15 protein-coding genes and 1 riboswitch are annotated in these 22,554 nt (G+C 73.8%); of the genes, 8 read left to right on the forward strand and 7 right to left on the reverse strand.

From position 1 onward, the window contains the following. Positions 1–23: 23 nt before the first annotated feature. The 3 genes from pulA to AC1C2V_RS05070 all read right to left on the reverse strand — a co-directional run bounded on the left by pulA (position 24) and on the right by AC1C2V_RS05070 (position 10,736). A complete protein-coding gene (pulA, locus tag AC1C2V_RS05060; RefSeq protein ID WP_495388504.1) occupies positions 24–5,960 on the reverse strand; it encodes a pullulanase-type alpha-1,6-glucosidase in 5,937 nt (1,978 codons plus the stop codon). A 111-nt stretch (positions 5,961–6,071) separates the two neighbouring features. After that, on the reverse strand, positions 6,072–9,641 hold the full coding sequence (locus tag AC1C2V_RS05065; protein WP_495388505.1) for an ATP-binding cassette domain-containing protein: 3,570 nt from the start codon (positions 9,639–9,641) through the stop codon (positions 6,072–6,074). A 105-nt stretch (positions 9,642–9,746) separates the two neighbouring features. Continuing rightward, positions 9,747–10,736, reverse strand: a complete 990-nt coding sequence (locus tag AC1C2V_RS05070) for a malate dehydrogenase (RefSeq protein ID WP_495388506.1) — start codon at positions 10,734–10,736, stop codon at positions 9,747–9,749. Between the two features lie 253 nt (positions 10,737–10,989). On the opposite strand from AC1C2V_RS05070, the gene AC1C2V_RS05075 reads away from it, so the two are divergent. From AC1C2V_RS05075 to AC1C2V_RS05085, 3 genes are all read left to right on the forward strand, one after another. Beyond that, positions 10,990–12,051, forward strand: a complete 1,062-nt coding sequence (locus AC1C2V_RS05075) for an MIP/aquaporin family protein (protein WP_495388507.1) — start codon at positions 10,990–10,992, stop codon at positions 12,049–12,051. Between the two features lie 63 nt (positions 12,052–12,114). Further along, the gene (locus AC1C2V_RS05080; protein ID WP_495389120.1) at positions 12,115–12,630 is read left to right on the forward strand and encodes a CD225/dispanin family protein; all 516 of its coding nucleotides are present in this window, start codon (positions 12,115–12,117) and stop codon (positions 12,628–12,630) included. Between the two features lie 61 nt (positions 12,631–12,691). Beyond that, positions 12,692–13,762, forward strand: a complete 1,071-nt coding sequence (locus AC1C2V_RS05085; RefSeq protein ID WP_495388508.1) for a hypothetical protein — start codon at positions 12,692–12,694, stop codon at positions 13,760–13,762. A 6-nt stretch (positions 13,763–13,768) separates the two neighbouring features. Here the strand turns inward: AC1C2V_RS05085 and AC1C2V_RS05090 are convergent, their stop codons facing one another. Continuing rightward, on the reverse strand, positions 13,769–14,125 hold the full coding sequence (locus AC1C2V_RS05090) for a DUF3017 domain-containing protein (RefSeq protein WP_495388509.1): 357 nt from the start codon (positions 14,123–14,125) through the stop codon (positions 13,769–13,771). A 39-nt stretch (positions 14,126–14,164) separates the two neighbouring features. On the opposite strand from AC1C2V_RS05090, the gene AC1C2V_RS05095 reads away from it, so the two are divergent. After that, positions 14,165–15,511 carry an NAD(P)/FAD-dependent oxidoreductase gene (locus tag AC1C2V_RS05095; RefSeq protein ID WP_495388510.1) on the forward strand — a complete coding sequence of 449 codons (1,347 nt, stop codon included), beginning with the start codon at positions 14,165–14,167 and terminating at the stop codon, positions 15,509–15,511. 182 nt (positions 15,512–15,693) lie between these two features. On the opposite strand, the gene purH is transcribed toward AC1C2V_RS05095, so the two are convergent. Continuing rightward, positions 15,694–17,328 carry a bifunctional phosphoribosylaminoimidazolecarboxamide formyltransferase/IMP cyclohydrolase gene (purH, locus tag AC1C2V_RS05100; protein ID WP_495388511.1) on the reverse strand — a complete coding sequence of 545 codons (1,635 nt, stop codon included), beginning with the start codon at positions 17,326–17,328 and terminating at the stop codon, positions 15,694–15,696. 32 nt (positions 17,329–17,360) lie between these two features. Beyond that, a riboswitch (ZMP/ZTP riboswitch) is annotated at positions 17,361–17,453 on the reverse strand. Positions 17,454–17,545: 92 nt separating this feature from the next. Between purH and AC1C2V_RS05105 the strand changes: the two genes are divergently transcribed. After that, positions 17,546–17,920: a nuclear transport factor 2 family protein gene (locus tag AC1C2V_RS05105; protein WP_495388512.1), complete on the forward strand. Its 375-nt coding sequence runs from the start codon at positions 17,546–17,548 to the stop codon at positions 17,918–17,920. Between the two features lie 10 nt (positions 17,921–17,930). Here AC1C2V_RS05105 and AC1C2V_RS05110 read toward each other — a convergent pair whose 3' ends face one another. Beyond that, positions 17,931–18,473, reverse strand: coding sequence for a TetR family transcriptional regulator (locus tag AC1C2V_RS05110; protein ID WP_495388513.1), 543 nt, complete (start codon positions 18,471–18,473; stop codon positions 17,931–17,933). Positions 18,474–18,544: 71 nt separating this feature from the next. Between AC1C2V_RS05110 and AC1C2V_RS05115 the strand changes: the two genes are divergently transcribed. Then, positions 18,545–19,561, forward strand: a complete 1,017-nt coding sequence (locus AC1C2V_RS05115) for an SDR family NAD(P)-dependent oxidoreductase (RefSeq protein WP_495388514.1) — start codon at positions 18,545–18,547, stop codon at positions 19,559–19,561. Positions 19,562–19,583: 22 nt separating this feature from the next. Next, complete coding sequence (locus tag AC1C2V_RS05120; RefSeq protein ID WP_495388515.1) at positions 19,584–20,471, forward strand: hypothetical protein; 888 nt, start codon at positions 19,584–19,586, stop codon at positions 20,469–20,471. 39 nt (positions 20,472–20,510) lie between these two features. On the opposite strand, the gene AC1C2V_RS05125 is transcribed toward AC1C2V_RS05120, so the two are convergent. Beyond that, positions 20,511–21,788, reverse strand: coding sequence for an MFS transporter (locus AC1C2V_RS05125; RefSeq protein ID WP_495388516.1), 1,278 nt, complete (start codon positions 21,786–21,788; stop codon positions 20,511–20,513). A gap of 111 nt (positions 21,789–21,899) precedes the next feature. On the opposite strand from AC1C2V_RS05125, the gene AC1C2V_RS05130 reads away from it, so the two are divergent. Then, positions 21,900–22,469: a helix-turn-helix domain-containing protein gene (locus AC1C2V_RS05130; protein WP_495388517.1), complete on the forward strand. Its 570-nt coding sequence runs from the start codon at positions 21,900–21,902 to the stop codon at positions 22,467–22,469. Positions 22,470–22,554: the final 85 nt, after the last annotated feature.

The following is a 22,554-nucleotide window of genomic DNA, read 5'->3' on the forward strand; positions in this document are numbered from 1 at the left end:
CCCGCAACCCCCGCCACCCTGGTTCAGCGCTGCGGGTCCACCAGCACGGCAACCGTCCGCGCGGGCACGGTCACCGTCCCGGCACGCCGGTCCCAGCGAGTCTCCCGGACGACAGGGTCGCCGCCCCCTCGCTGCACGGACGAGAGCCGGTAGTCCCGGCCCGCCAGCTCGGGCAGCGTCAGGGTCACCGCCTCCGGCGACGCGTTGAACACCGTGAGCACGCCGTCCAGCCGTCGGTCGACGTCCCGGCCGAGTGTGTCGTCGACCGACATCGCGATCACGCCGGGCTCGGCGTCCGGGCCGGAGCCCGGGAACGACACCTTCTCCTCGATCAGCCGGGCGCTGCCGAGCCGGAACAGGTCGGTGGACGACCGCAGCTCGAGCAGATCGCGGGCGGATGCGGACGCCGTGGCGATGTCGGCGGGCGCCGGCTTGAGGGCAGGGTCCGCCAGGAGCGGGCCCATGACCGACCACGCGTCGGAGTTGTCCGCCGCCGGCGGCAGCCCGCGGCCGAAGCCGTTGTCCTGCCCCGACCAGTCGATCGCGTTGAACCAGTCCCCCGAGTCGTAGGAGTTACGGTCCAGCGACTTCGAGCGCAACAGGTCCGTGCCCGCGTGCCAGAACGACGGGGTCTGCGCGAGCGCCGTCGTCGCGAGCGAGACCGTGTTCATCCGTATCCGGTCCGCCATCGCCGTGGACCGCGGCAGCTTGAGCGTCAGCAAGTCGAACAGCGTCTCGTTGTCGTGCGCGTCGACGTACGTGACCACCTCCTCCGGCGAGTCCGCGTACCCCGCGGGCGCGCCCCGGTAGTCGAGCTCGTCGCCCCTCGTGACCTCGCCGTCCGCGTCGTCGGCCGCCCGGAACGCGAACTCCCGCAGGTTGCCGGCCAGCCCCAGGCGCACCAGGTCCGTCTGGTGGCCGAGGTCGGCGAGCTCCTCGTCCGAGCCGTCGTTGACGCTGCCCTCGTCGCCCTCGGCCGCCTCGCGCCCGTTCGGGTCGGTGAACAGCCCCGTGCCGAAGCCCTGCGTGAAGCGCGACGCGGCGTCGACGGGAGACCCGCCGTGCACGGCGTCGCGCAGCCGGTCGCTGAACGTGCCGATGCCCGTGCCGCCGAGCTGCCCCTGCGTCGCCTGGGTGAACAGGGCGTTGTCCGCGACCTCGCCGAAGTTCCACCCCTCGCCGTACAGATAGACGGCCGAGCCGTCCACGCCGTCCCGGCGGGGCGTCAGGTCGTCCAGCGCCTCGCGGACGGCGAGCATGGTGCCCCGGCCGTGGTGGCCCATGAGGTCGAAGCGGAACCCGTCCACCTTGTAGTCGCGGGCCCACGTGACGACGGAGTCGACCATCAGCCTCTCGGCCATCGCGTGCTCGGTGGCGACGTTCTGGCAGCACGTGCTGGTCTCGACCGCCCCCGTGGTCGGGTTCAGCCGCTGGTAGTAGCCCGGCACGATCCGGTCGAGCACGCTCTTCGCGTCCTGCCCGCTTGCCGCGGTGTGGTTGAACACCTGGTCGGCCACCACCTGCAGGCCCGCGGCGTGCAGCGAGCCCACCATGGTGCGGAACTCGGCCACCCGGGCTCCCCCCTCAGCGCGGACGGCGTACGAGCCCTCGGGCACGCTGAAGTGGAACGGGTCGTAGCCCCAGTTGAAGCCGTCCGTCGCCGCGACCTCGGCCACCGCCGCCTGCTGCTCCTCCGAGTCGGGCGCGAGGCCGGACAGACCGGGCGTGGTCGCCTGGTCCGCGCGGTCCTCGGGGATCGTCGCGATGTCGAACGTGGGCAGCAGGTGCACGGTCGTCATGCCGGCGTCGGCCAGCTCGCGCAGGTGCGTCATGCCGTCCGAGCGCCTCTCGGCGAAGGCCAGGTAGGTGCCGCGCTCGTCCTCGGGCACCGTCTCGTCGGAGATCGAGAAGTCGCGCACGTGCAGCTCGTAGATCGTCTGGTCCACGGCCCGCTCGACGACGGGCTGGCGCGCGGTGCGCCAGACCCTCGGCTGCCACCGGCGGTCGTCGAGACCGACGACGACCGAGTGCGTCGAGTCGAGCGTGAGGCCCGCCGAGTACGGGTCGGTGACGACGTTGGTCTCGACCGTCCCGGTGCTCGGCACGTACACGCGCACGGCGTACCGGTACCGGGCGCCGTCCCAGTCGAGCTTTCTCGCCGCCTTCCCGGCCTTCTTTCCATCGAGTGTCCACGAGCCGTCGCGCTGTCGGGCGGCGTCCAGGCGCACCGGGTCGTCGTCGAGGTCACGCCCCTCGGGCCACACCAGCAGGTCGACGTCGTGGGCCGTCGGCGCCCAGAGCGCGAACGACGCCCACTTCCCGCTCGGGTGGACCTCGACGCCGAACGTGCGCCTCGAGGCCCGCTCGGCGTACAGGTCGTCCAGGACGCCGGGAACCTGCACGCCGGTGGCGGCGGTGAGGCCGTCGCCGGACGCCCGCGTCACCAGGAGCTGGCCCTCGAGGAGCTCGGTCACGACCTTGCGACCCAGCGGCTCGCCGTCCCGGTCCACCGGGGCCAGGGCCGTGTGGCCCGCGAGCGCCGGGAAGTCGCGCGCGATGTCGTCCGGCACGTCGCCGGCCGGGACGAGGTCGTAGGAGGCAGCGCCGTCGGGCAGCTCTCCTCCGTCGGGCCCCCGGACCTCGCCGTCCGCGACGGCGAGCCCGCCGTCCGGCGCGGTCCACAGCGTCCACGCGTCGCCGTCCCCGAGGTCGCCCGGCACGAGCACCCGGCCCTCGCGCACCCAGTGCGCGGACTGCTGACCGGCGCCGGGCAGCGGCGGGTTCTCCACCCCGATCGTCAGCACGTGCGAGGCGAGGTCGTAGGAGAACGTCACCGTCTCGTCGTCGCCCACGCTGAAGGAGTAGTTGGCGCCGTCGGGCGCCCCGCCCACGCCGTAGTTCTCGGCCCAGCTCAGGCCGTGCGCCACCTTGCCCTCGTACGCGCCCGCGGCGAGGCGGTCGGTCTGCCAGGTATACGTGCCGTCGCCGTCGGGATCCCGGAGCCAGGAAGCCAGGCAGTCCGGCGCCCAGCTGCCCGGACATCCGACCTGGTCCTGGAACGACCCGGCCAGCGTGACGACCGGCCCCTGCGCGGTGGACGAGAAATCGTGGCTCACCGGGTCCCAGTAGAACGTGATCTCGCCGCCGTCGTGGGTGAAGGTCGCGTTGGCGCCGTCCCGCTCGCCCCCGACGCCGTAGTTGACGTCCCACGACCCGTTGACGGCGACCTTGTACTCGTAGTCGCCCGCGGGCAGGTCGAAGTTCCCCTCCCACACCCCGTCGGGGCGTTCCGTCAGGCGCGCGCCCTCGCAGTCCGGGGTCCAGTCCCCGGCGCAGCCCAACTCGCTGTTGTGGCTGCCGGCCACGGTGACCAGGTCGATCTCCGGCTCCGGCTCGGTGTCCCCCACCACGCCCGAGACGTCCACGCCCACGGAGGCGTAGGTGGACGACGCCGCGCGGTCGCCGTCCGCGTCCTCGGTCACGGCGCGGTACTCGACGAGCGTCCCCTCGGCCAGCTCGGCGGTGTTGTCGTCGATGTCGTGGAAGACGCGCGGCGTCGTGTCCTCGGCGGTGCCGAGGGCGTGCCACGCGTCGGTGCCGACCTCGCGCCACGCGAACGACGTCTCGGCCCACGCGTCGTCATCGACGTCCGCCGCGACGGCGGCAGTGCCGGTCACCGCCGCGCCAGGCGCCGGGACGGCGATGTCGAGGGCCCCGTCGGAGTCCGCGCCGACGGCGCGGTCAGCGCGCAGCACGACGGCCGACGTCCCCGGGACCCGCACCGTGACCTCCCCGGCGTCGTCGGCGGTGACGGCCGCTCCATCGCCCCCGAGGCCCCCGTACAGCACCTCGTAGGAGGCGCCCGGGGTGAGGGTGGTGAACGTCGCCGCCTCCTCCTCACCCGCGTTGTTCACGGCCACCAGGTGCTCGACCTTCTCTTCACGGTCCACGCGGCTGAAGGCGTAGACCCCCGCGCCGTTCTCGGCATAGCGCTCCACCTGCGCGCCCGTGGCGAGCGCGGGGTGCGCCTCGCGCAGTGCGGCCAGCTCGGCGACGTGCGTGTACAGCGGCGCGTCCGTGTCGTAGCGGTCCACGCTGCCCGCCGGCTCGCCGGTGACGAGCGGCTGGTCGGCGTACTCGTCCACCTGCGTGGCGAAGAGCGTCTGGCGGGCGTCCTTGTCGCCGCCGGTGCCGGCGAAGCCCTGCTCGTCGCCGTAGTAGACGACCGGCTGCCCGCGCGTGAGGTACATGAGCTCGTGCGCCAGCTCGTCGCGGGCCAGCGGCTCGTCGGTGCCGGCGAGCATGTAGCCCACCCGGCCCATGTCGTGGTTGCCGAGGAACGTCGGCAGCGCCGAGGCCGACTTCGTCGGGGTGGTGTAGCGGTCGTCGCTCGCGAACAGGCTCGCCAGGCCGCGCGCGCTGTTGCCGCTCGCGTAGCTGGTCGCGGCGGCCTGGAACGAGAAGTCGAGCACGGAGCTCATCTCGGTGTCCCGCACGTAGGGCGACGTCTTGGCCGAGTCGGCGTCGTACACCTCGCCGAACATGAAGAAGTCGTCCTTGCCGGCGGCGTGCGCGTGGTCCATCACCTCGGCCGACCACGTCTCCCAGAACTCCGGGTTCACGTGCTTGACCGTGTCGATGCGGAAGCCGTCGATGCCGAGGTCGATCCAGTCGGAGTACACGTCGACGAAGCCGTCGACCACGCGCGGGTCCTCCGTCATGAGGTCGTCCAGCCCGTCGAAGTCCCCGTAGGTGACCGACTCCCCCGTCCACGTCGAGTTGCCGCGGTGGTGGTAGACCGTCGGGTCGTTCAGCCAGGCCGGCACCTTGACGTCGGCGTCCTCGGGCGCGATCACCGGCGTGTACGGGAACGACGTGGCGGCCTCGAGCGCCGGGAAGTCTCCCGTGCCCGCGACGTCCGCCGGGTCGAACGCGTTGCCCGCCGCGTCGGTGTAGGGCGACGTCGCCTGGTCGACGTAGTCGTAGGTTCCCTCGGCGTAGTCGACGACGTCGGCCGTGTGGTTGGTGATGATGTCGAAGTAGACCTTGATGCCCCGCTCGTGCGCGTCGGCGATGAGCGCCTCGAGCTCGGCGTTGGTACCGAGGTGTGGGTCGATCCGCGTGAAGTCAGTGATCCAGTAGCCGTGGTACCCGGCGCTCGCGTCCGCCCCCGTGCCCTGCACGGGCCGGTTGAGGAACGACGGCGTGAGCCAGATCGCCGTCGTGCCGAGGCCCTCGACGTAGTCGAGCTTCTCGCGCAGGCCGGCGAGGTCCCCGCCGGAGTAGAAGCCCTTGTCCGTCGGGTCGAGGCCGGTGGCGAGGCGGTCGCCCTCGAGCCCGCCGGCGTCGTTCGTGGTGTCGCCGTTGGCGAAGCGGTCCGTCATGACGAAGTAGAACCGCTCGTCGGACCCCGGCTGCCGCACGGGCGGCACGACCAGGCCCGCGTCCGTCGCGTCGTCGTAGGCGCCCGCGAGTCCCAGGGGCGTCAGCGCGACGCGGTGCGTCGTGTCGTCATAGGTGACGAGCACACGCGCGTCGCCCGCGAGCACCAGCGGCGCGTTCTCGTCCGTGCCCTCGCGGCCGTACGACTCGTCCCAGCCGCCGTCCAGCGCCACCTTGTACTCGTACGAGCCCGCCGGGACGTCGAGCTCGGCGCTGAACGTGCCGTCGCCGGCCGGCGTGAGCGCGGTGGCCGCGCAGGTCGGGTCCCAGTCGTCGGCGCAGCCGAGCTCGCTCTGCAGGCTCCCGACCAACGTCGCCGTGCGTTCGGCGGCCCCTGCCGCGGGCGCGGAGGACACGGCGAAGCCGGCCAGCCCTGCGGCGACGGCCGGGACGGCGAGCGCGATCACGGTCAGCGACGCCGCTGCGCGGGTCGCGCGGCGGCGCGGAGCACGAGCCCCCGCGGGGGACAGGTCAGGGGGCAGGTCAGGAGACGCGGCAGGGGGCAGGTCACCAGGCATGGAGGACTCCTTCGTCATCCGGGCGCGCGGCGTCGCGACCCGAAGCGACTGTAGCCGTTGCTGCAAGTTTGCAGCAACGGCTCCGGCCGTCCCCGTGGCGCCGGGAGCGCGTCAGCCAGCCAGGTGGCCCCAGCGCGGCGCGAGCTCGCGCCACGGCCCGACCTCGGCCACCTCGCCGTCGGCAAGGACGACCACGCGATCGGCGCGCGAGAGGGCGGCGCGCTTGGACGTCGCGCCCACGACGGTGGTGCCGCGCTCGCGCAGGGACGCCCACAGCTCCACCTCGGTGGCGGCGTCGAGGGCGCTGGAGACGTCGTCCGCCAGCAGGAGCTCGGCGTCGGTCGCGAGCGCGCGGGCCAGTGCCAGCCGCTGCACCTGCCCGCCGGACAGCCGCACGCCACGGTGCCCGACGAGCGCGTCGGGCCCGCCTGCCTCGTCGACGTCCTGACCGAGGCGCGCGGCCGCGACCGGGCCGCCGACGTCGCGGTGGTGGTCCAGGCGCACGTTCTCGGTGAACGTGCCGGACAGCACGCGCGGCACCTGGGCGACGTGCGCCACCTGGCCCGGACGCAGGAAGGTCGGGGCGTCGGAGACGTCCGTGTCGTTCCACCGGATCCGCCCGGTGTGCTCCATGAGCCCGCTCAGCGCCGACAGCAGGCTCGACTTGCCGGAGCCCACCTGCCCGAGCAGCAGGACCAGCTCGCCGCGTCGCACCTCGAGGTCGACGCTCGAGACGCCGATCGTGCCGTCGTCGTGCACCGCCGTCACGCCCTCGAGCCGCAGCCTCTCCAGCACCTCGCGGGGGCCGGGCTCGGGCCGGGGTGCGTCCCCGGACACGAGGTCGACGCCCGCGGGCAGGTCCATGAGGTCCGTGCCCGCCGCGAAGCGGCTGGTGGCCCGCTGCCACGAGCGGGTGCCGGGGGCCTCCGTCACGACGGCGCCCGCGACGACGCCGAACCACCCGAAGCCGTTCACCGCGTTGGCCACGAGCAGCGCGGTGGCCAGGCCCCAGGTACCGGTGAGCAGGCCCGCCCACGCCGCGACGACGCCCAGCTGGACCATGATCATCGGCACGCCGTCCAGGGCGGCCTGGATGCGGTGCTCGAAGATCGCGGCGCGCACGCGACCCGCGTCCACGTGCCGCAGGTGGGAGTGCACCTCGGGCGTGCGCGCGGCGAGCTTCACCGTGCGCGCCGAGTCGAGGGCCGAGACGAGGGCGCGGCCGAAGCCTGCCCGCGCCGCCGAGGACTGCGTCGCCGAGCGTCCCGCGATCGGCCTCCCGATCGCGGAGGCGGCCGCCGAGACGACCATGACGGCGAGGAGCACGCCGCCGGCCAGCCAGGAGCCGCTGATCAGCGCCGTCACGCCCGCGATGACCAGCCCGTTGACGAAGTCCACCCACCGGTCCGAGTACCGCACGAACCGGTCGGAGTCCATGGCGCGCGCCACCACCTCGCCGGGCGGCGCGGCCGTCAGCCGGTGCTGTCGCGTCTGTCCGGTCATGACGGCCATACGCACGCGCAGCAGCACCTCGACCCACCAGCGGGGGTACACGTACAGGGCGCGGGCGAGGCACAGGGGTGCCGCGAGGAGCAGCACGGCGAGGGCCACGAGCAGCGCCGTCGGGAAGCCGTCGGTCGCGAGACCCTCGACCGCGTGCCCCCACAGGAATCCGGTGAGCGCGCCCTGCGCCGAGACCAGGCTCGTCACGAGGAACAGCGCCGCGCCGACCACGCCCCACGCCGGCCGCACGAACAGGGCGTGCAGCACACCGCGCGCGAGGCTCGGGCCGTCGCCGGGGTCGGTCAGCTCGGGTGGGGCGCCCCGGCGTCGGCGGCCGCCCACGTCCGCAGTCGCCGCGTGATCCGCCGATCGCGTGGTCTCGACAGGCTCGACCGACGAGGCTCCGTCGACCAACGAGGCTCCGTCGACCAACGCGGCTCCGTCGCTCGCGACCAGCAGGTCGCGGTACGGGCCGGGCTCGCGGGCGAGCACCGCCCGCGGGCCCTGCTGCACCACCCGACCGTGGTCGAGCGCGGCGACGAGGTCGGCACGCTCGATCGTGCCGAGGCGGTGCGCGACGAGCACGCCCGTACGGCCGGCGAGCAGCCGATCGGACGCGGCCACGACGCGCGCCTCGGTGAGCGGGTCCATGCGGGCGGTCGCCTCGTCGAGCACGACGACCTGCACGTCCCGGACCAGCAGCCGCGCGAAAGCGACGAGCTGCTCCTCCCCCGCCGACAGCGACGTCCCGCCCGGGCCGAGCAGCGTGTCGAGCCCGTCCGGCAGGCCGGCCACCCACGCGTCCAGACGCAGCTCGCGCACGGCGGACTCGACGTCGGTGCGGGGCACGTCGGCGAACAGCGCGATGTTCTCGGCCAGGGTGCCGGCGAGGATCTCGGTGCGCTGCGTCACGACGCCGACCGCCGAACGCAGCTTCTGCAGGTCGAGGTCGCGCACGTCGGCCTCGCCGAGGAACACGGTGCCCGGCGCCGGCTCCACGGCACGCGACAGCAGCGAGGCCAGCGTCGACTTTCCGGACCCGGTGCGCCCCACCAGCGCCACGGTCTGCCCCGCGGGCACCCGCAGGTTCACGCCCTGCAGCGCGAAGGTGCCCTCCGCGTAGGAGAAGTGCAGGTTGCGCAGCTCGATCCCGACGGGCCCCTCGGGGACGTCCCGTCCACCCGCGGGCTCGGGGACGACCGACAGCATCTGCTTGATCCGGGTGATTGCGCCCAGGCCCTCCTGGATGTCGGGCAGGTGGTGGATGAGGTGGTCCACCTGCCCCACGAACATGGCCGTGACGAGGAACAGGGTGACGAGCCGGTCGACGGCGAGATCGCCGTCCGCGGCGAGGGCGGCGCCCGCGATCGCGACCCCGGCCAGCAGCGCGGCCAGCACCAGCCCGGCGCGACGCAGCATCTTGGACTCGACGGTCACGACGGCCGCGAACTTGCGGTGCACGTCCGCGGAGCGCTGCGCCAGGCGGCGGATCGCGAACGGCTGCCCGAGGCTCGTGCGCAGGTCGTCGCGCGCGGCGACCGACTCCTCGAACGCGGCCGCGTGGTCCGTCCAGGCCGCCTCCTCGATCACCTTGCGGCGCGCGATCTCGCCCAGCATCGGGCGCACCAGGAAGCCGGCGAGCACGCCGAGCGCGGGGAACAGGAGCCAGGCGGGCCACCAGGTGAGGCCCGCCACCACCCACATGGGCACGACGCCGACCAGGGTGCGGCCCGCGCCCCAGAGCTGGCGGCGCACCAGGGTGCCGACGGCGTGCGTGTCGTCGTCGACCCGGTCGAGCACCTCGCCCACCGCCTGCTCGGTGAGCGTGGCCAGGGGCTGGTGGAGCGCGGCGGTGAGCAGGTCGCCCCGCAGCCGCCCCTCGGCCCGGTCGACGACGCCCGCCCACACCACCTGACCGGCCGCGTCGAACAGGGCCGCGCCGACCACGCACAGCGCGAGCAGCGTCAGCAGCCCCGTCGTCGGGTCCTGGGCGATGCGGCCTGCGATGACCGTGCCCAGCGCGACGCCGACGGCGCCGAGGGTGAGCGCGACCATCGCCACGGCCGACACTGGACCGCGCAGCCGCCGCCAGTCGAGGCGGCGGGACGGGTCGGTGCGCGGGCTCGCGGTCACGGTGTTCATGGCGGGGTCCGTACGGGCGGCGGGTGCGTCGATCATGGCCAGGGCAGCCTATGCGTCACCACCGACGGGATGCCGCTCTTTATCGGGCCGTCGGTCGAGCCTGTCGAGACCAGGTCTCGACAGGCTCGACCAGGGAGACGCTCAGACCAGTCCGAGCGACCGCACCGCCTCCCGCTCCTCGACGAGCTCGGCCACGCTGGCGTCGATCCGGGCGCGCGAGAATTCGTCGAGCTCGAGGCCGTTGACGACGTCCCACGCCCCGCCGGACGACGTGACGGGGAACGAGGACACGAGCCCCTCGGGGACGCCGTAGTCCCCCGTCGACCAGAGGCCCGCGCTGGTCCAGTCGCCCTCGGGCGTGCCGAGCACCCAGTCGCGGGTGTGGTCGATCGCCGCGTTCGCGGCCGACGCCGCGGACGACGCGCCGCGCGCCTCGATGATCGCCGCGCCGCGCTTGGCGACGGTCGGGATGAAGTCGTCCTCCAGCCAGAGCTTGTCCTCGTGCGCATACGAGGACCCGGCGGTGCCCGCGACGTCGGCATGGAACACGTCCGGGTACTGGCTCGCCGAGTGGTTGCCCCAGATCGTGAGCCGGCGGACCTCGGAGACCGGCACGTCCGCACGCTTGGCCAGCTGCGAGAGCGCGCGGTTGTGGTCGAGCCGGGTCATCGCCGTGAACCGGTCCTTCGGCACGTCGGGCGCGTTCGACGCCGCGATGAGCGCGTTCGTGTTGGCCGGGTTGCCGACCACGAGCACCCGCACGTCGTCGGCCGCGCCGGCGTTGATCGCCCGGCCCTGCGGCCCGAAGATGCCGCCGTTGGCCTCCAGCAGGTCGGCCCGCTCCATGCCCGGACCGCGGGGGCGCGCGCCGACGAGCAGCGCGACGTTCGCCCCGGCGAAGCCCGCCGTCGGGTCGTCGTGGATGTCGATCCCCGCGAGCAACGGGAAGGCGCAGTCGTCCAGCTCCATCGCGGTGCCCTCGGCGGCCTTCACCGCCTGCGGGATCTCCAGCAGCCGCAGGCGCACGGGGGTGTCGGGGCCGAGCATCGCGCCCGACGCGATCCGGAAGAGCAGCGCGTACCCGATCTGGCCCGCCGCCCCGGTGACGGTGACGTTCACTGGTGAGGTCATGCCCCTACTCTGGCCCAGCGGAGCGCCCGGGTCGACCGCCGGTCGTCGGCGCGTCGACGACCGTGGTGCAGCGCGACCAGCGGCGACGCGCGGTACGGTGCAAAGTGCGCCACCGTCGGGCCGCGCTCAGCAACCGTTCAGACCGCGGTGGAAGCATGCCGGCGCGGCCACGCCCGATCTGGCCGTGTCAGTCCGGCCCCCGCCACACGGGGGCACACCGAGACGCCCGTCTCCAGAACAGAGAAGGACACTCATGTCCCAAGACATCGCCGCTGCGAGCGGTACGGCTTCGGTCGACGTCGAGACGGCGGCCGGCACCCTCGAGCACGGCCTGTTCGCCCGCCTTGCCGCCGAGGCGTTCGGCACGTTCGTGCTGGTGCTCGGCATCGTGGGCACTGCGACCTTCAACGCAGCCAACAACGGACAGATCCTCCCGGTGGCACTCGCCGGCGGCATCCTCGTCATGGCGGCGATCGCCGCCGTCGGCGCGGTCTCCGGCGGCCACTTCAACCCGGCGGTCACCTTCGGGCTCGCGCTCGGGGGCCGCACGCCGTGGCGCGACGTCGCCCCGTACTGGGTCGCCCAGCTCATCGGCGGTTCCGCCTCGGCGGCCGTCATGTACTCCGTGATCCCGACGGCGTACCCGGCCATCCTGGGCCTGGAGACCAAGCAGCAGGTCTTCCAGGCCACGGCCAACGGCTACGGCTCCCACTCGCCGCTCGCATCCCTCACCGCCTCGGCGGCGCAGCAGGGCGGCACGCCCGTCGAGTTCTCGATGTGGTCGGCGCTGCTGGTCGAGGTCATCGTGACGGCGATCTTCGTCGGCGTCATCCTCGCCGTGACGAGCAAGCGGTCCAAGGTCACCTACGCCCCGGTCGTCATCGGCCTGACCCTGGGCGCCATGCTCATCGTCGCCTGGCCGATCACGAACGGGTCCCTCAACCCGGCCCGCTCGTTCGCGTCCGCGCTGTTCGGTGGCGGCTGGACCTGGGGCCAGCTGTGGCTCTTCGTCGTCGCGCCGCTCATCGGCGCGGCCCTCGCGGCCCTCTTCTACCGGGCGTTCGTCCCGGCCGTGCCCGTGGCTGAGGAGGTCGGCGTCGGCTCGTCGGCCGGCGACACCATCGGCGAGGAGCGTGCGGAGCACGACGTCGTCGACGACGGCGCCCTCGCGACCGCCCCGGCGGTCGAGGACGAGGACAAGGCCGGCACGGACAAGACCCGCACCGACAAGGCCCGCACCGACAAGGCCGGCACCGACAAGACCGGCACCGACAAGCCGGGCGAGACGCCGAAGGGCGACGCGCCCCGCGACTGACAACGGCCTCGCGGCACAGCACGAGGGCCGGCACCCGTTCGGGTGCCGGCCCTCGTTGTCTCTGTGTCGTTGTCTCTGTGTCGTTGTCTCTGTGTCGTCGCGTCACCGGAAATCACCCGCTCTCGAGGAGGAGTAGCGGGCCGCCCGAGGGCCGATTCTGGTACAAATGGCCCGCCGTCGATCCCGACTGCTGCACGCCCGCCGTGCACCCTCCCCCGATCGGAGTCGGCGTTGACACCACCTACGCGGCCGCCCGCGACATCGCACCCATACTCGACCGGCACCGGCTGGGTCGTCACCGCAGCGGTCGTGTTCTGGCCGCTGGCAGTTCCCGCCTTCCTCGACGCGCAGCGGGCCGCACGAGCGCTCGGCGCCGGTGACCTCGGCACCGCGGCGCACCACGCCGGCGCCGCCCGGCGGTACGGCATCGCGGCGCTCTGGGTCGGGATCGGGCTGAGCCTGGTACTCACGGCGGCCCTCGTCGCCGTGATGGTCGTCCTCGTGCTGGATGCCGCCCGGGGCACCTGGTTCGGGTGGTCCGCCGCCGCCGTCGCGCCGACGGGAGCCGAACGTGGCTGAGCCCGTGTCCGATCCCCTACCTGCTGCAGCGCCGTCCACCAGCGTCGGTACCGGGTGGGCGGTGGTCGCCATGATCTTCTTCTGGCCATTGGCGATCGGCGCCGTGCTGGCGTCGGTCCGGGGCTCCCGAGCCCTCGGCGCGGGCGACGTCGCGGCCGCCGCGGCGGAGGCCCGTCACGTACGCGCACAGGGCGTCGCCGCCCTCGTTCTGGGCATCGTGACGCGGGTCGTCGGAGTGGCGCTGGTGATCACCGGTATCGGGTTCGTCGAACGTGCGACGCCCGTGCTGAACGCGTTCGCCGACGACATGCTGTCACGGTCGACCCGCCCGCTGGTGCCGTCCGCCCCCGCGGCGCCAGGGCTGACGGAGGCAACCGCCGACCTGGGTGACGATGTCGTGCTCGCCGACGCCAAGCCCTGGCGGCTCCTCACTCCGGGCGACTGCTTCGAGCGGGCCGAGCTCCTCGACATCGTGCTCCTCGTCCCGTGCGACCGCGACACCGCGTTCAGCGTCTTCTACGCCGGCGCCAGCGGCCCCACGTGGCCCGGAACGGAGGTGGGAGGGCAGGCCGCGACCGAAGTCTGCGATGACGCCCTCAGCGACCTCGGGCGGCGTCCGCAGGACGTGCCGTACCGGACCTGGTTCACCGACGAGGAGGGCTGGCAGTTCTGGCCGCACCTGATGTGCGTCGCGCTGCCGGCCGCGGGCGAGCCCCCGGCCGCGCCGGAGCCGTCCTCGGCGGACACCCGCGCCCCGGCGGACGGCGGCCCCCGTCATCTGAGCATCGCCCTGGCCCCCTCGTGCTTCGCCGCCGAACCCCTCGCCGCGCGGGGCGACCTCGTGGTGTCGCTCGTCGACTTCTGCGACCAGGCGCACACGGGTCAGGTGTTCGCCAACGGGCCCATCGGGCTCGAGGACGCCGAGAGCGACGCCACGATCTGGGCAGCGGGCCGCGACTTCTGCGCCGACGCGTGGGCCGAGTTCGTCGGGGGCGAGTACAGCGGGCCGCCGCTGGAGATCTGGACCGTGGTGCCCGAGTTCAGCTCCTGGGAGGACGGTTCGCGCAGCGTGACCTGCGCCGTCACCTCGGCGAGGTTGCTCGTCAGGAGCCTCGCGGGCGTCGCGGGCTGACGGACCTCAGCTCAGGCCCGGCGCCGTCAGGCTGAGCACACCGATCACGAGGGCGGTCGACCAGCATGTGAAGACGTCGAACCCGCGGCTGCGCACCACGAGCCCTACGGGCCCGGTGGCCGAGGTGGCGCGCCAGGTACCGGCGACGGCGAGCACGACCGCGATCATGCCCGTCCCGACGCGAGCTCCGACCAGCACCCCGAGCAGCACGGCCAGCACGATCCCGGCCAGCATGGTGACGATGGCCCGCTCGGGCCCGGGCACGGTGCGCGGCGGCTGGTCCGCCGGCGCAGCCTCGACGGAGTGCCACGTGGGCGCGGGCTTGCGCCCACCGGCGGGGTCGGGCAGCGCACGGGGTTCCACGGCAGCCGAGCCTACCCTCGCCGGGTTAGCGTGATGACCGTGCCCGACCCGACGCCCGACGCGATGCCCGACCCGCCCGACCCGACGCCCGACGCCAGCCGCGACCTCGCCGGGCCCGCAGCACCCCCGCCGATCCCGCGGTCCGTCGTCGTCGTCGGTGCCGGCCTCGCCGGAGCGCAGACCGTCGCCGCCCTGCGCGCCCACGGCTTCGAGGGGCGGATCACGCTGCTCGGCGGGGAGGGCGTGCCGCCGTACGACCGGCCGCCGCTCTCGAAGGAGCTCCTCACGCGCCCGGCCCCGGTGTGGCTGCGCGACGACCTCGGGGTCGACGTCGAGACCCTTGCCGACGACGTGCGCCTCGCGGAGCCCGCGCAGCAGCTGGACGTGCGCGCCGACGGCGTGGCCGTCACCACGGCGGGCGGCCGGGTCGACGCGGACGCGGCGGTCGTCGCCGTGGGCTCGGTCCCTGTGGTGCCGCCCGGGTTCGCCGCGTCGGCCCTGCTGCACACGGCCGCCGACGCCGAACGGCTGCGGTCGGCGCTGCGCACGACCCGGGGCGACAGGCTGCGCCTGGTGATCGTCGGCGCGGGCTGGATCGGTGCGGAGGTCGCCGGGGTCGCGGCGGGGGCCGGGGCCGACGTGACCGTGCTTGAGGCGGCCGGCGCCCCCCTGTCGCGCCAGCTCGGCGCCGACGTCGGCGCGCACCTGGCCGGCTGGTACGACGCGGCGGGCGTGCGCCTGCGCACCGGGGCGGCCGTGGCCTCGGTGGAGGACGACGGCGTCCGGCTGGCCGACGGCGAGCACCTCCCCGCCGACCTCGTGCTGACCGCCGTCGGCGCCCGCCCGGCGACCGACTGGCTGGCGGGCGCGCTGCCGACGGACGGCCGCGGCGCGCTGGTGGTGGACGCCGACGGACGGGTCCCCGGCCAGCCGGGCGTCTGGGCGGTAGGCGACGTCGCGTCCCGGGCACACCCCGTGTTCGGCACGGTGCCGGGCGGGCACTGGTCGGCCGCCCTGCACGACCCGGACGCCACCGTGCGTGCCATGCTCCAGGTGGGGCCCGGCGTCGGGGGCGGCGCCACGCACGCGCCGTACGTCTTCTCGCAGCAGCTCGGCCACGACCTCGCCCTGCTGGGACTGCCCGCCCCCGACTCCCCCGTGCTGTTGCGCGGGACGCCGGGCGAGGGCCCGTGGGCGGCCCTGTACCTCGATCCCGTCGCCACGACGCACAACGGCGCCGCGACGGTCCGCGCCGTCCTCCTGGTCGACTCCCCGCGCGACGTCGGCGGCGTGCGGCGGCTCATGAACCGCGGCGAGCCGCTGCGCCTCGACCTCGCCAGGGCCACCGACCCGACGGTCCGGCTGAAGACCGCCGTCGCCGGTTGAGCCTGTCGAAACCGCCGATCGCCGGTTGAGCCTGTCGAAACCGATCGCCGGTTGAGCCTGTCGAAACCGATCGCCGGTTGAGCCTGTCGAAACCGATCGCCGGTTGAGCCTGTCGAAACCCGGGTTTCGACAAGCTCAACCACCGGGCGTGGTTTCGACCGGCTCAACCAGCGGCGCGGTGGTCAGTGGGCGAAGTGGCGGGTGCCGGTGAGGTACATCGTGACGCCGGCGGCCTGGGCCGCCTCGATCACCTCGGCGTCGCGGATGGACCCGCCGGGCTGCACGACGGCGCGGACCCCGGCGTCGAGCAGCACCTGCAGCCCGTCGGCGAAGGGGAAGAAGGCGTCGGAGGCCGCGACGGCACCACGCGCCCGCTCGACCGGGCCGGACTCTCCGTCGGCGAGCGTGTTGGCCCGCTCCACGGAGAGCCGGCACGAGTCGACGCGGTTCACCTGGCCCATGCCGATGCCCACGGCCGCGCCGCCTGCGGCGAGCAGGATGGCGTTCGACTTGGCCGCCCGGACGGACTTCCACGCGAACGCCAGGTCGGCGAGCGTGGCCTCGTCCGCCGCGTCGCCCGCGGCGAGCGTCCACGCCGCGGGGTCGTCGCCCTCGGCCTGGAAGCTGTCGACCTCCTGCACGAGCATGCCGCCGGAGATTGGCCGGTTCTCGGCGACGGCGCGCGGCGGGGTGTCGACCACGAGCAGGCGCACGTTCTTCTTGGCCTGCAGGAGCTCCAGCGCCTCCGGCTCGAAGCCGGGGGCCACGACCACCTCGGTGAACACAGGGGCGATCTGCTCGGCCGCGGCTCGGGTGATCACGCGGTTCGCGGCGACGACGCCGCCGTAGGCCGACACCGGGTCGGTGGCGTGCGCGCGGGCGTGGGCCTGCGCGATGTCCGCACCGACGGCGATGCCGCACGGGTTGGCGTGCTTGACGACGGCGACGGCCGGCTCCGCGTGGTCGTGCGCGGCCCGCCAGGCGGCGTCGGCGTCGACGTAGTTGTTGTAGCTCATCGCCTTGCCGTGCAGCTGGGCGGCCTGGGCGAGCCCGGTGCCGCCGTCGGTCCGCGTGTACAGGGCGGCCCGCTGGTGCGGGTTCTCGCCGTAGCGCAGCACGGCGGTGCGCTCGAACGCGGCGCCGGCGACGTCGGGCATGTGGGACTCGAGTGCGACCTCGTCAGGCGCGTACGCGCTCGCGAACCAGGACGCGACGCCGACGTCGTACTGGGCGGTGTGCGCGAACGCCGCCGCCGCCAGGCGCTTGCGCTGGGCGAAGGTGAATCCCCCGCCGGTCACCGCGGCGACGACGTCGTCGTACCGCGCCGGGTCGACGACGATCGCGACGCTCGGGTGGTTCTTCGCCGCGGCGCGGACCATGGAAGGCCCGCCGATGTCGATCTGCTCGACGACCTCGTCCGGCCCGGCGCCGGACGACACCGTGGCGGCGAACGGGTACAGGTTCACGACGACCAGCTCGAACGTGTCGATGCCGAGGTCGGCAAGCTGGGCGAGGTGGTCGGCCTTGCGGGTGTCGGCCAGGATGCCGGCGTGCACGCGCGGGTGCAGCGTCTTCACGCGGCCCTCGAGGCACTCAGGGAAGCCGGTGAGCTCCTCCACGCGGGTGACGGGGACGCCGGCGTCGGCGATGCGGGCGGCCGTGGACCCGGTGGACACGAGCTCGACGCCCGCCGCGTGCAGGGCGGTGGCGAGCTCTGTCAGGCCGGTCTTGTCATAGACGCTCAGCAGGGCACGGCGGACGGGGCGCTGCGCGTCGTCGGCGAGCTGGACGTCGGGGGCGGTGGGTGCGCCTGACATGAGGTCTCCTCGAAGAGTCGGTCTCTCGAAGACCCTGGCACCCAGGCGGGCGGCGCACATCGCGGGTCGATCTGGGGTGGCTGCTCCCCGGTGGTGCCCCACCCTCGCCAGTCACAGCCGAGAGCACTCTATCGTCCGCCCGGTCGTGGGACACGTTGCCTGCGACCGTGACGGCCTGCGACGACGGCTGTCGGCACCGGGCCATAGGGTGTCGGACATGCATCCCCGACACGACACCTTGACCCGACTCTGGCGTGCCGCCGAGGACCGCGACTGGAGCGCGTACACGGACTTCTTCGCCACGGACTTCGTCTGCGACATGCCGCAGACCCGCGAGCGCGTGCACGGCCGCGAGAACTGGGTGCGGTTCAACAGCGAGTATCCGGGCGACTGGCACGTGACGGTCCAGCGGGTCGTGGCCGACGACGACGGCGCCGTCTCCTGGGTCGAGGTCCGGATCGGCGAGCACGTCGAGACGGGGGTGTCCTTCTTCGGGTTCGACGACGACGGCCGGGTCTCCTCGATCATCGACTTCTGGCCGGAGTCCTACGAACCGCCGGCCGGTCGCGAGCACCTCGTCGAGAGGTACTGAGTCGTCCTGGTCAGGCCTCGAAGCCGAGGAGCCGCCACGCGCGTGCGGCGACGGCCGGACGCTCGGCGGCGGGGCGGCGGGTGATGACCCCCGCGACGAGCTCGACCCCGAGCATGAGGTCTGCAGCGGTCGTGGTCGCCGGAACCTGGCCCGCCACGCGCGCCGCGCCGAGGTGCGCTGCGAGGACCGCCTCGACGCGCCCGCGCAGCTCCAGCATGCGCCCGGGGCGCTCCTCGACGAGCAGGTCCACGACCCCCACGGACTCGACCGCGTGCCGGGTGACGAGGCCGAGCAGCGCGGGCAGCTCGGTCCCCGGTTCGGCCGCCGCGTCCTCGAGCTCCGCGACGTTCGCCTCCACGACCGCGGCCACGAGCGTGACCCGGTCCGGGAAGTGCCGGTAGAGGCTGCCCTGGCCCACGCCGGCGCGCCGGGCGATCGCGCTGAGTGGCGCCGTGGTCCCGGCCTCGGCGAAGACCTCGTGGGCCGCCGCGAGCAGGGCCGCGCGGTTGCGCGGGCCGGCCGACGGTCCCGGGTTGCGGCGGGAGGGGGACATCGGAATATGCTAACAACCGGACAGTGTTGTCCGGTTTAGCCCGCGAGGGACCACCCAGCAAGGAGAGCACTATGGCCCTGTCCGCATCCTCGACCGTCGGCGAATGGCTCGACCACCCCGTCGGCGGCCGCATCCTCGCCACCCTCCTCGAGCAGGCCGGGGCGTCCGCCGAGTCGCTGGCGCCGGCCCGGGCACTCCCGCTCGAGCAGCTCGTAACGCTGTCGAACGGCAAGGTACCCGCCGAGCTGGTGGACGGCCTCGTCGCCGCGTATCGCGCCGAGGTCCCCGAGGGCTCCGACGACGACACCCCCTCCGCAGCCGGCCCCGCGCCGTGGACCGAGCAGATCACGCCGGGCCGCTTCGCCGGCCAGACCGTCATCGTCACGGGCGCGGCGTCGGGCATCGGCCGCGCCGTCGCCTCCCGCGTCGCCCGTGAGGGCGGGCGCGTCGTCGCAGTCGACCTGGCGAAGGAGAAGCTCGACGAGCTCGCCGCCTCCCTGCCGGACGCCGAGGTCGTCGCCGTCGCGGGCGACATCACGTCGGCGGAGTCGGTCGCCGAGATCCTGCGCACCGCGGGCGACCGCGTCGACGCCCTGGCGAACGTCGCCGGGATCATGGACGACATGAGCGCGGTGCACGAGATGACCGACGCCACGTGGGAGCGCGTGATGCGCGTCAACGTCGACGGGACCATGCGCCTCATGCGCGCCGTCGTCCCCGGGATGCTCGAGGCGAAGGACGGGCGCATCGTCAACATCGCCTCGGAAGCAGGCCTGCGCGGCTCGGCGGCCGGCGCCGCCTACACGGCGTCCAAGCACGCGGTCATCGGGCTGACCAAGTCGTCCGCGGTGATGTACTCGGGCACGGGGGTCACCGTGAACGCGGTCGCGCCGGGCGGCGTCGCCACCGGCATCCAGCCCGGCCAGGCCGAGTTCGGCGCACCGCGCCTGGGCCGGTACATGGGCAACCTCCCCGGCGTCGCCCTGGCCGAGCACCTGGCCGCCTCGATCACGTTCCTGCTCTCGCGGGACGCGGTGAACCTCAACGGCGCGATCCTCGCCTCGGACGGCGGCTGGTCCGCGGTCTGACCCGACGGCTAGCATGGCCACGATGACCAGGGAGAACGCAGGATTCCGCCCGGCCACCGTGGCCATCGCCGTCGTCGCCGGGGTCGCGGTCGTGGTCGTTGCCGCCGTTGTCGGGTACCGCTGGTACACCTCCCCCGAACAGACCCTGCAGCGCCACCTGGGCGAGGTCGAGGCCCTGCCGGGCGTCGCCCAGGCGTCTGCCCGCGGGGACGTCCCGTGGTTCCCGCACCTGCACGTCACCCTCGACGACGACGTCACGGCCGAGCAGGTCGCCCACGTGGGCACGTTCGCCAGGGACACCGTGTACACCTCGATGTCCGCCACGCTCGGCACCGCCACGCTGGAGCCCCTCGTCGACTGGCCGGACGACGCATCGTTCGACGCCCTCCTGTACGCGGCCGGCCTGGACCTGCCGGCCGCCACACCCAGCACACGTGTGGTCAGCGAAAGAACCGTCGAGCTCCGCTACCCCGAGGGCGCCGACGCCGTCGAGACAGCGCAGGAGGCCGCGGAGTTCCTGGCCCAGCTGCCGGACACCGTGCCACCGGCGGTCACCGAGTTCGAGGTGCGTCCGGACCGGCTCTCCCGCCAACAGATCAGCCTGCCGTACGACCTGACCCGCCAGGAGCCGCAGCTCGTCCGCGCCGTCCTGACCGCCGTCGAGCCGCTGCGGGAGGACCTCGTGTCCCTGGAGATCCGCCCGGACGACGCCCTCCTCGAGCTCGGCCCGGACCACGAACCGTCCGACGACGAGCTGGCCGCCTATCGCACGGAGGTGCGGGAAGTCGTGGGACGACTTCCCGACCGCGTCGACCTGCCCGAGGAGTATCAGGTCCGCGCCTACGTCACCAACGTCGGCCCGGCAGGGAAGGACACCTTCGTGGCCTACTCGGGCCCGCCGGCCTCCTGACGAAGCACCTGCCCGAGCCCTGCCGAGCCATGCTCCGGGTCACGCCGCCGGCATCGAGAGCGCGTCGGCGGCCCAGGCGTCGGGGGTGCCGACCCGCCACAGCGGCCGCACGCAGCACAGCCCGGCGACGGTGACGGCGAGGAGGCCGACCAACACCCACAGCACGACGCCGATGCCGCCGGCACCGAGCAGCGTGCCGCCGACCAGGGGGGCGACCGGCATCGCCGCCACGCCGCTCAGCCCGAGCACGGAGGCGAGCCGGCCCTGCATCTCACCCGGCGTGATGGCCGCGTTGTACCCCGCCATCGCTGAGTTCACCGCCGGGACCAGCAGGACGCCCACGGCCGTGAGGACCACGTACCCCAGGTAGGTCTGCACAAGCGCCATGGCGGCGAAGGCGACGACGAGCAGCCCGAGCGCGAGCACGGTCACGACGCCGAGCCGCAGCCGTGCGACGAGCGGGGGCGCGACAACCGCACCGAGCAGCATCGAGCCGGCGGCCGCCATGTCGAGGACGCCGATGAGCACCGGCGGGGTGCCGTTGCCGGCGAGCTCGAGGTTGATGCCGATCATCATCCCGCTCAGCGCGACGTTCACCACGACGAACAGCCCGAGGGACGCCCGGAAGAGCGGCACCGACCAGACGAACCGCAGCCCCTGCCGCAGGGCCACCAGCGGCCGGACGGCGCGTTGATCGGCGACGTCGCCGTTCAGCGGCTCCCGCACGAAGAAAGCGCAGACGGCGGTCGCCAGCTCCCCCACGACCGCGCCGACCATCGGCACGACGTGCGCGAGGCTATACAGGACGCCGCCCAACGGACCGGCGACCATCCCCGCGACGGCATCCCTCCCCTGTGCGGCGGCATACGCGGTCGGCAGCTGCGCCTGCGGGACGACGGCGCGGAAGGCCCCGCTGATCGCGGGGTCGAGGAACGCGGTCACCACCGCCGCGCCGAAGAGGACGGCGGCGAGGTGCCAGGCGGTCAGGCCGCCGAGGGCGCCCGCGACGACCACCGTGCCCCACAGCACCGCCGCCGTGCCCGCCGCGCCGAGGACGAGCCGGCGCCGGTCGGTGCGGTCCGCCACGACGCCCGCCGGGAGCGCCGCCAGCAGGGCGCCGGACTGCCCGACGGCGGCCACGAGGCCCGCCGCGGCCGGCGAGCCGGTCAGCTCCAGCGCGAGGAGCGGGACGGCGAACCGCGCGACCCCTCCCCCGAGCGACTGGGTCGTCAGGCCGGACATGAGCAGCATGTACGGCCGGTTACGGCGCAGGGGGATGTCGACAGCGGGCGCCTCGGCGATGCGTTCGGTGGTCATGAGGGGAACGCTAGACCCGCAACGCTTGTTGCGCAACATCTATTGCGCGATAGATATTGCGCGATAGATGTTGAGCAACGGATGGTGGGCGACCTTGCTACCCTCGTCCGGGTGCAAGAGACGTTGGAGATCCGGGATCCGCAGGGGCTGCGAGCGGTCGCCCATCCGGTGCGACAGCGCATCCTCATGCAGCTCGCCGTGCTCGGGCACGCCCGAGCTGCCGACCTCGCCGAGGCCATCGGCCAGCCGGCGAACTCCGTGAGCTTCCACCTGAGGGTGCTCGCCAAGGCCGGGATGATCGTGGAGGCCCCCGAGCACGCGCGCGACAAGCGGGACCGCGTCTGGACGAACGTCGCCAAGACCTACAGCGTGAAGCCCGCGGCCGGCGACGCCGCCGACCTCATCCTGCGCCCCACCCTCGCGTGGGTCACCGAGCTCTTCGGGCGCGACACCCAGGAGGACGTGGGCCGCACGTTCATGCTGAGCACGTGGCTGCTCACCCAGGAAGAGGCCGACGAGATGGTGACCGAGCTCGCGGATCTGCTCACCCGCTGGACCGACCGCAGCTACGCGGCGGCTCGCGACCAGCCCGAAGTGCCGCGCGAGGCCTACCAGGCGCTCTTCGCCGTCGGACCCCGCGACGCACCGCACGGCGACGGCGACGCGGCCCCCACCGCCTGAGGGACTGGCACCCCACCGCTCGTCGCGACCGGCGACGGCGGTCGTTCGATCAACCGCGCGCGCCATCCGATCAACCGCCGCGGCG

The sequence above is a fragment of the Isoptericola sp. Y541 genome (genome assembly GCF_059445465.1).

Bases quoted from the DNA above. Each gene is read 5' to 3' on its own strand.
- pulA (WP_495388504.1), bottom strand. From the start codon at position 5,960: ATGCCTGGTGACCTGCCCCCTGCCGCGTCTCCTGACCTGCCCCCTGAC.
- AC1C2V_RS05065 (WP_495388505.1), bottom strand. From the start codon at position 9,641: ATGATCGACGCACCCGCCGCCCGTACGGACCCCGCCATGAACACCGTG.
- AC1C2V_RS05070 (WP_495388506.1), bottom strand. From the start codon at position 10,736: ATGACCTCACCAGTGAACGTCACCGTCACCGGGGCGGCGGGCCAGATC.
- AC1C2V_RS05075 (WP_495388507.1), top strand. From the start codon at position 10,990: ATGTCCCAAGACATCGCCGCTGCGAGCGGTACGGCTTCGGTCGACGTC.
- purH (WP_495388511.1), bottom strand. From the start codon at position 17,328: ATGTCAGGCGCACCCACCGCCCCCGACGTCCAGCTCGCCGACGACGCG.
- AC1C2V_RS05105 (WP_495388512.1), top strand. From the start codon at position 17,546: ATGCATCCCCGACACGACACCTTGACCCGACTCTGGCGTGCCGCCGAG.
- AC1C2V_RS05110 (WP_495388513.1), bottom strand. From the start codon at position 18,473: ATGTCCCCCTCCCGCCGCAACCCGGGACCGTCGGCCGGCCCGCGCAAC.
- AC1C2V_RS05115 (WP_495388514.1), top strand. From the start codon at position 18,545: ATGGCCCTGTCCGCATCCTCGACCGTCGGCGAATGGCTCGACCACCCC.
- AC1C2V_RS05120 (WP_495388515.1), top strand. From the start codon at position 19,584: ATGACCAGGGAGAACGCAGGATTCCGCCCGGCCACCGTGGCCATCGCC.
- AC1C2V_RS05125 (WP_495388516.1), bottom strand. From the start codon at position 21,788: ATGACCACCGAACGCATCGCCGAGGCGCCCGCTGTCGACATCCCCCTG.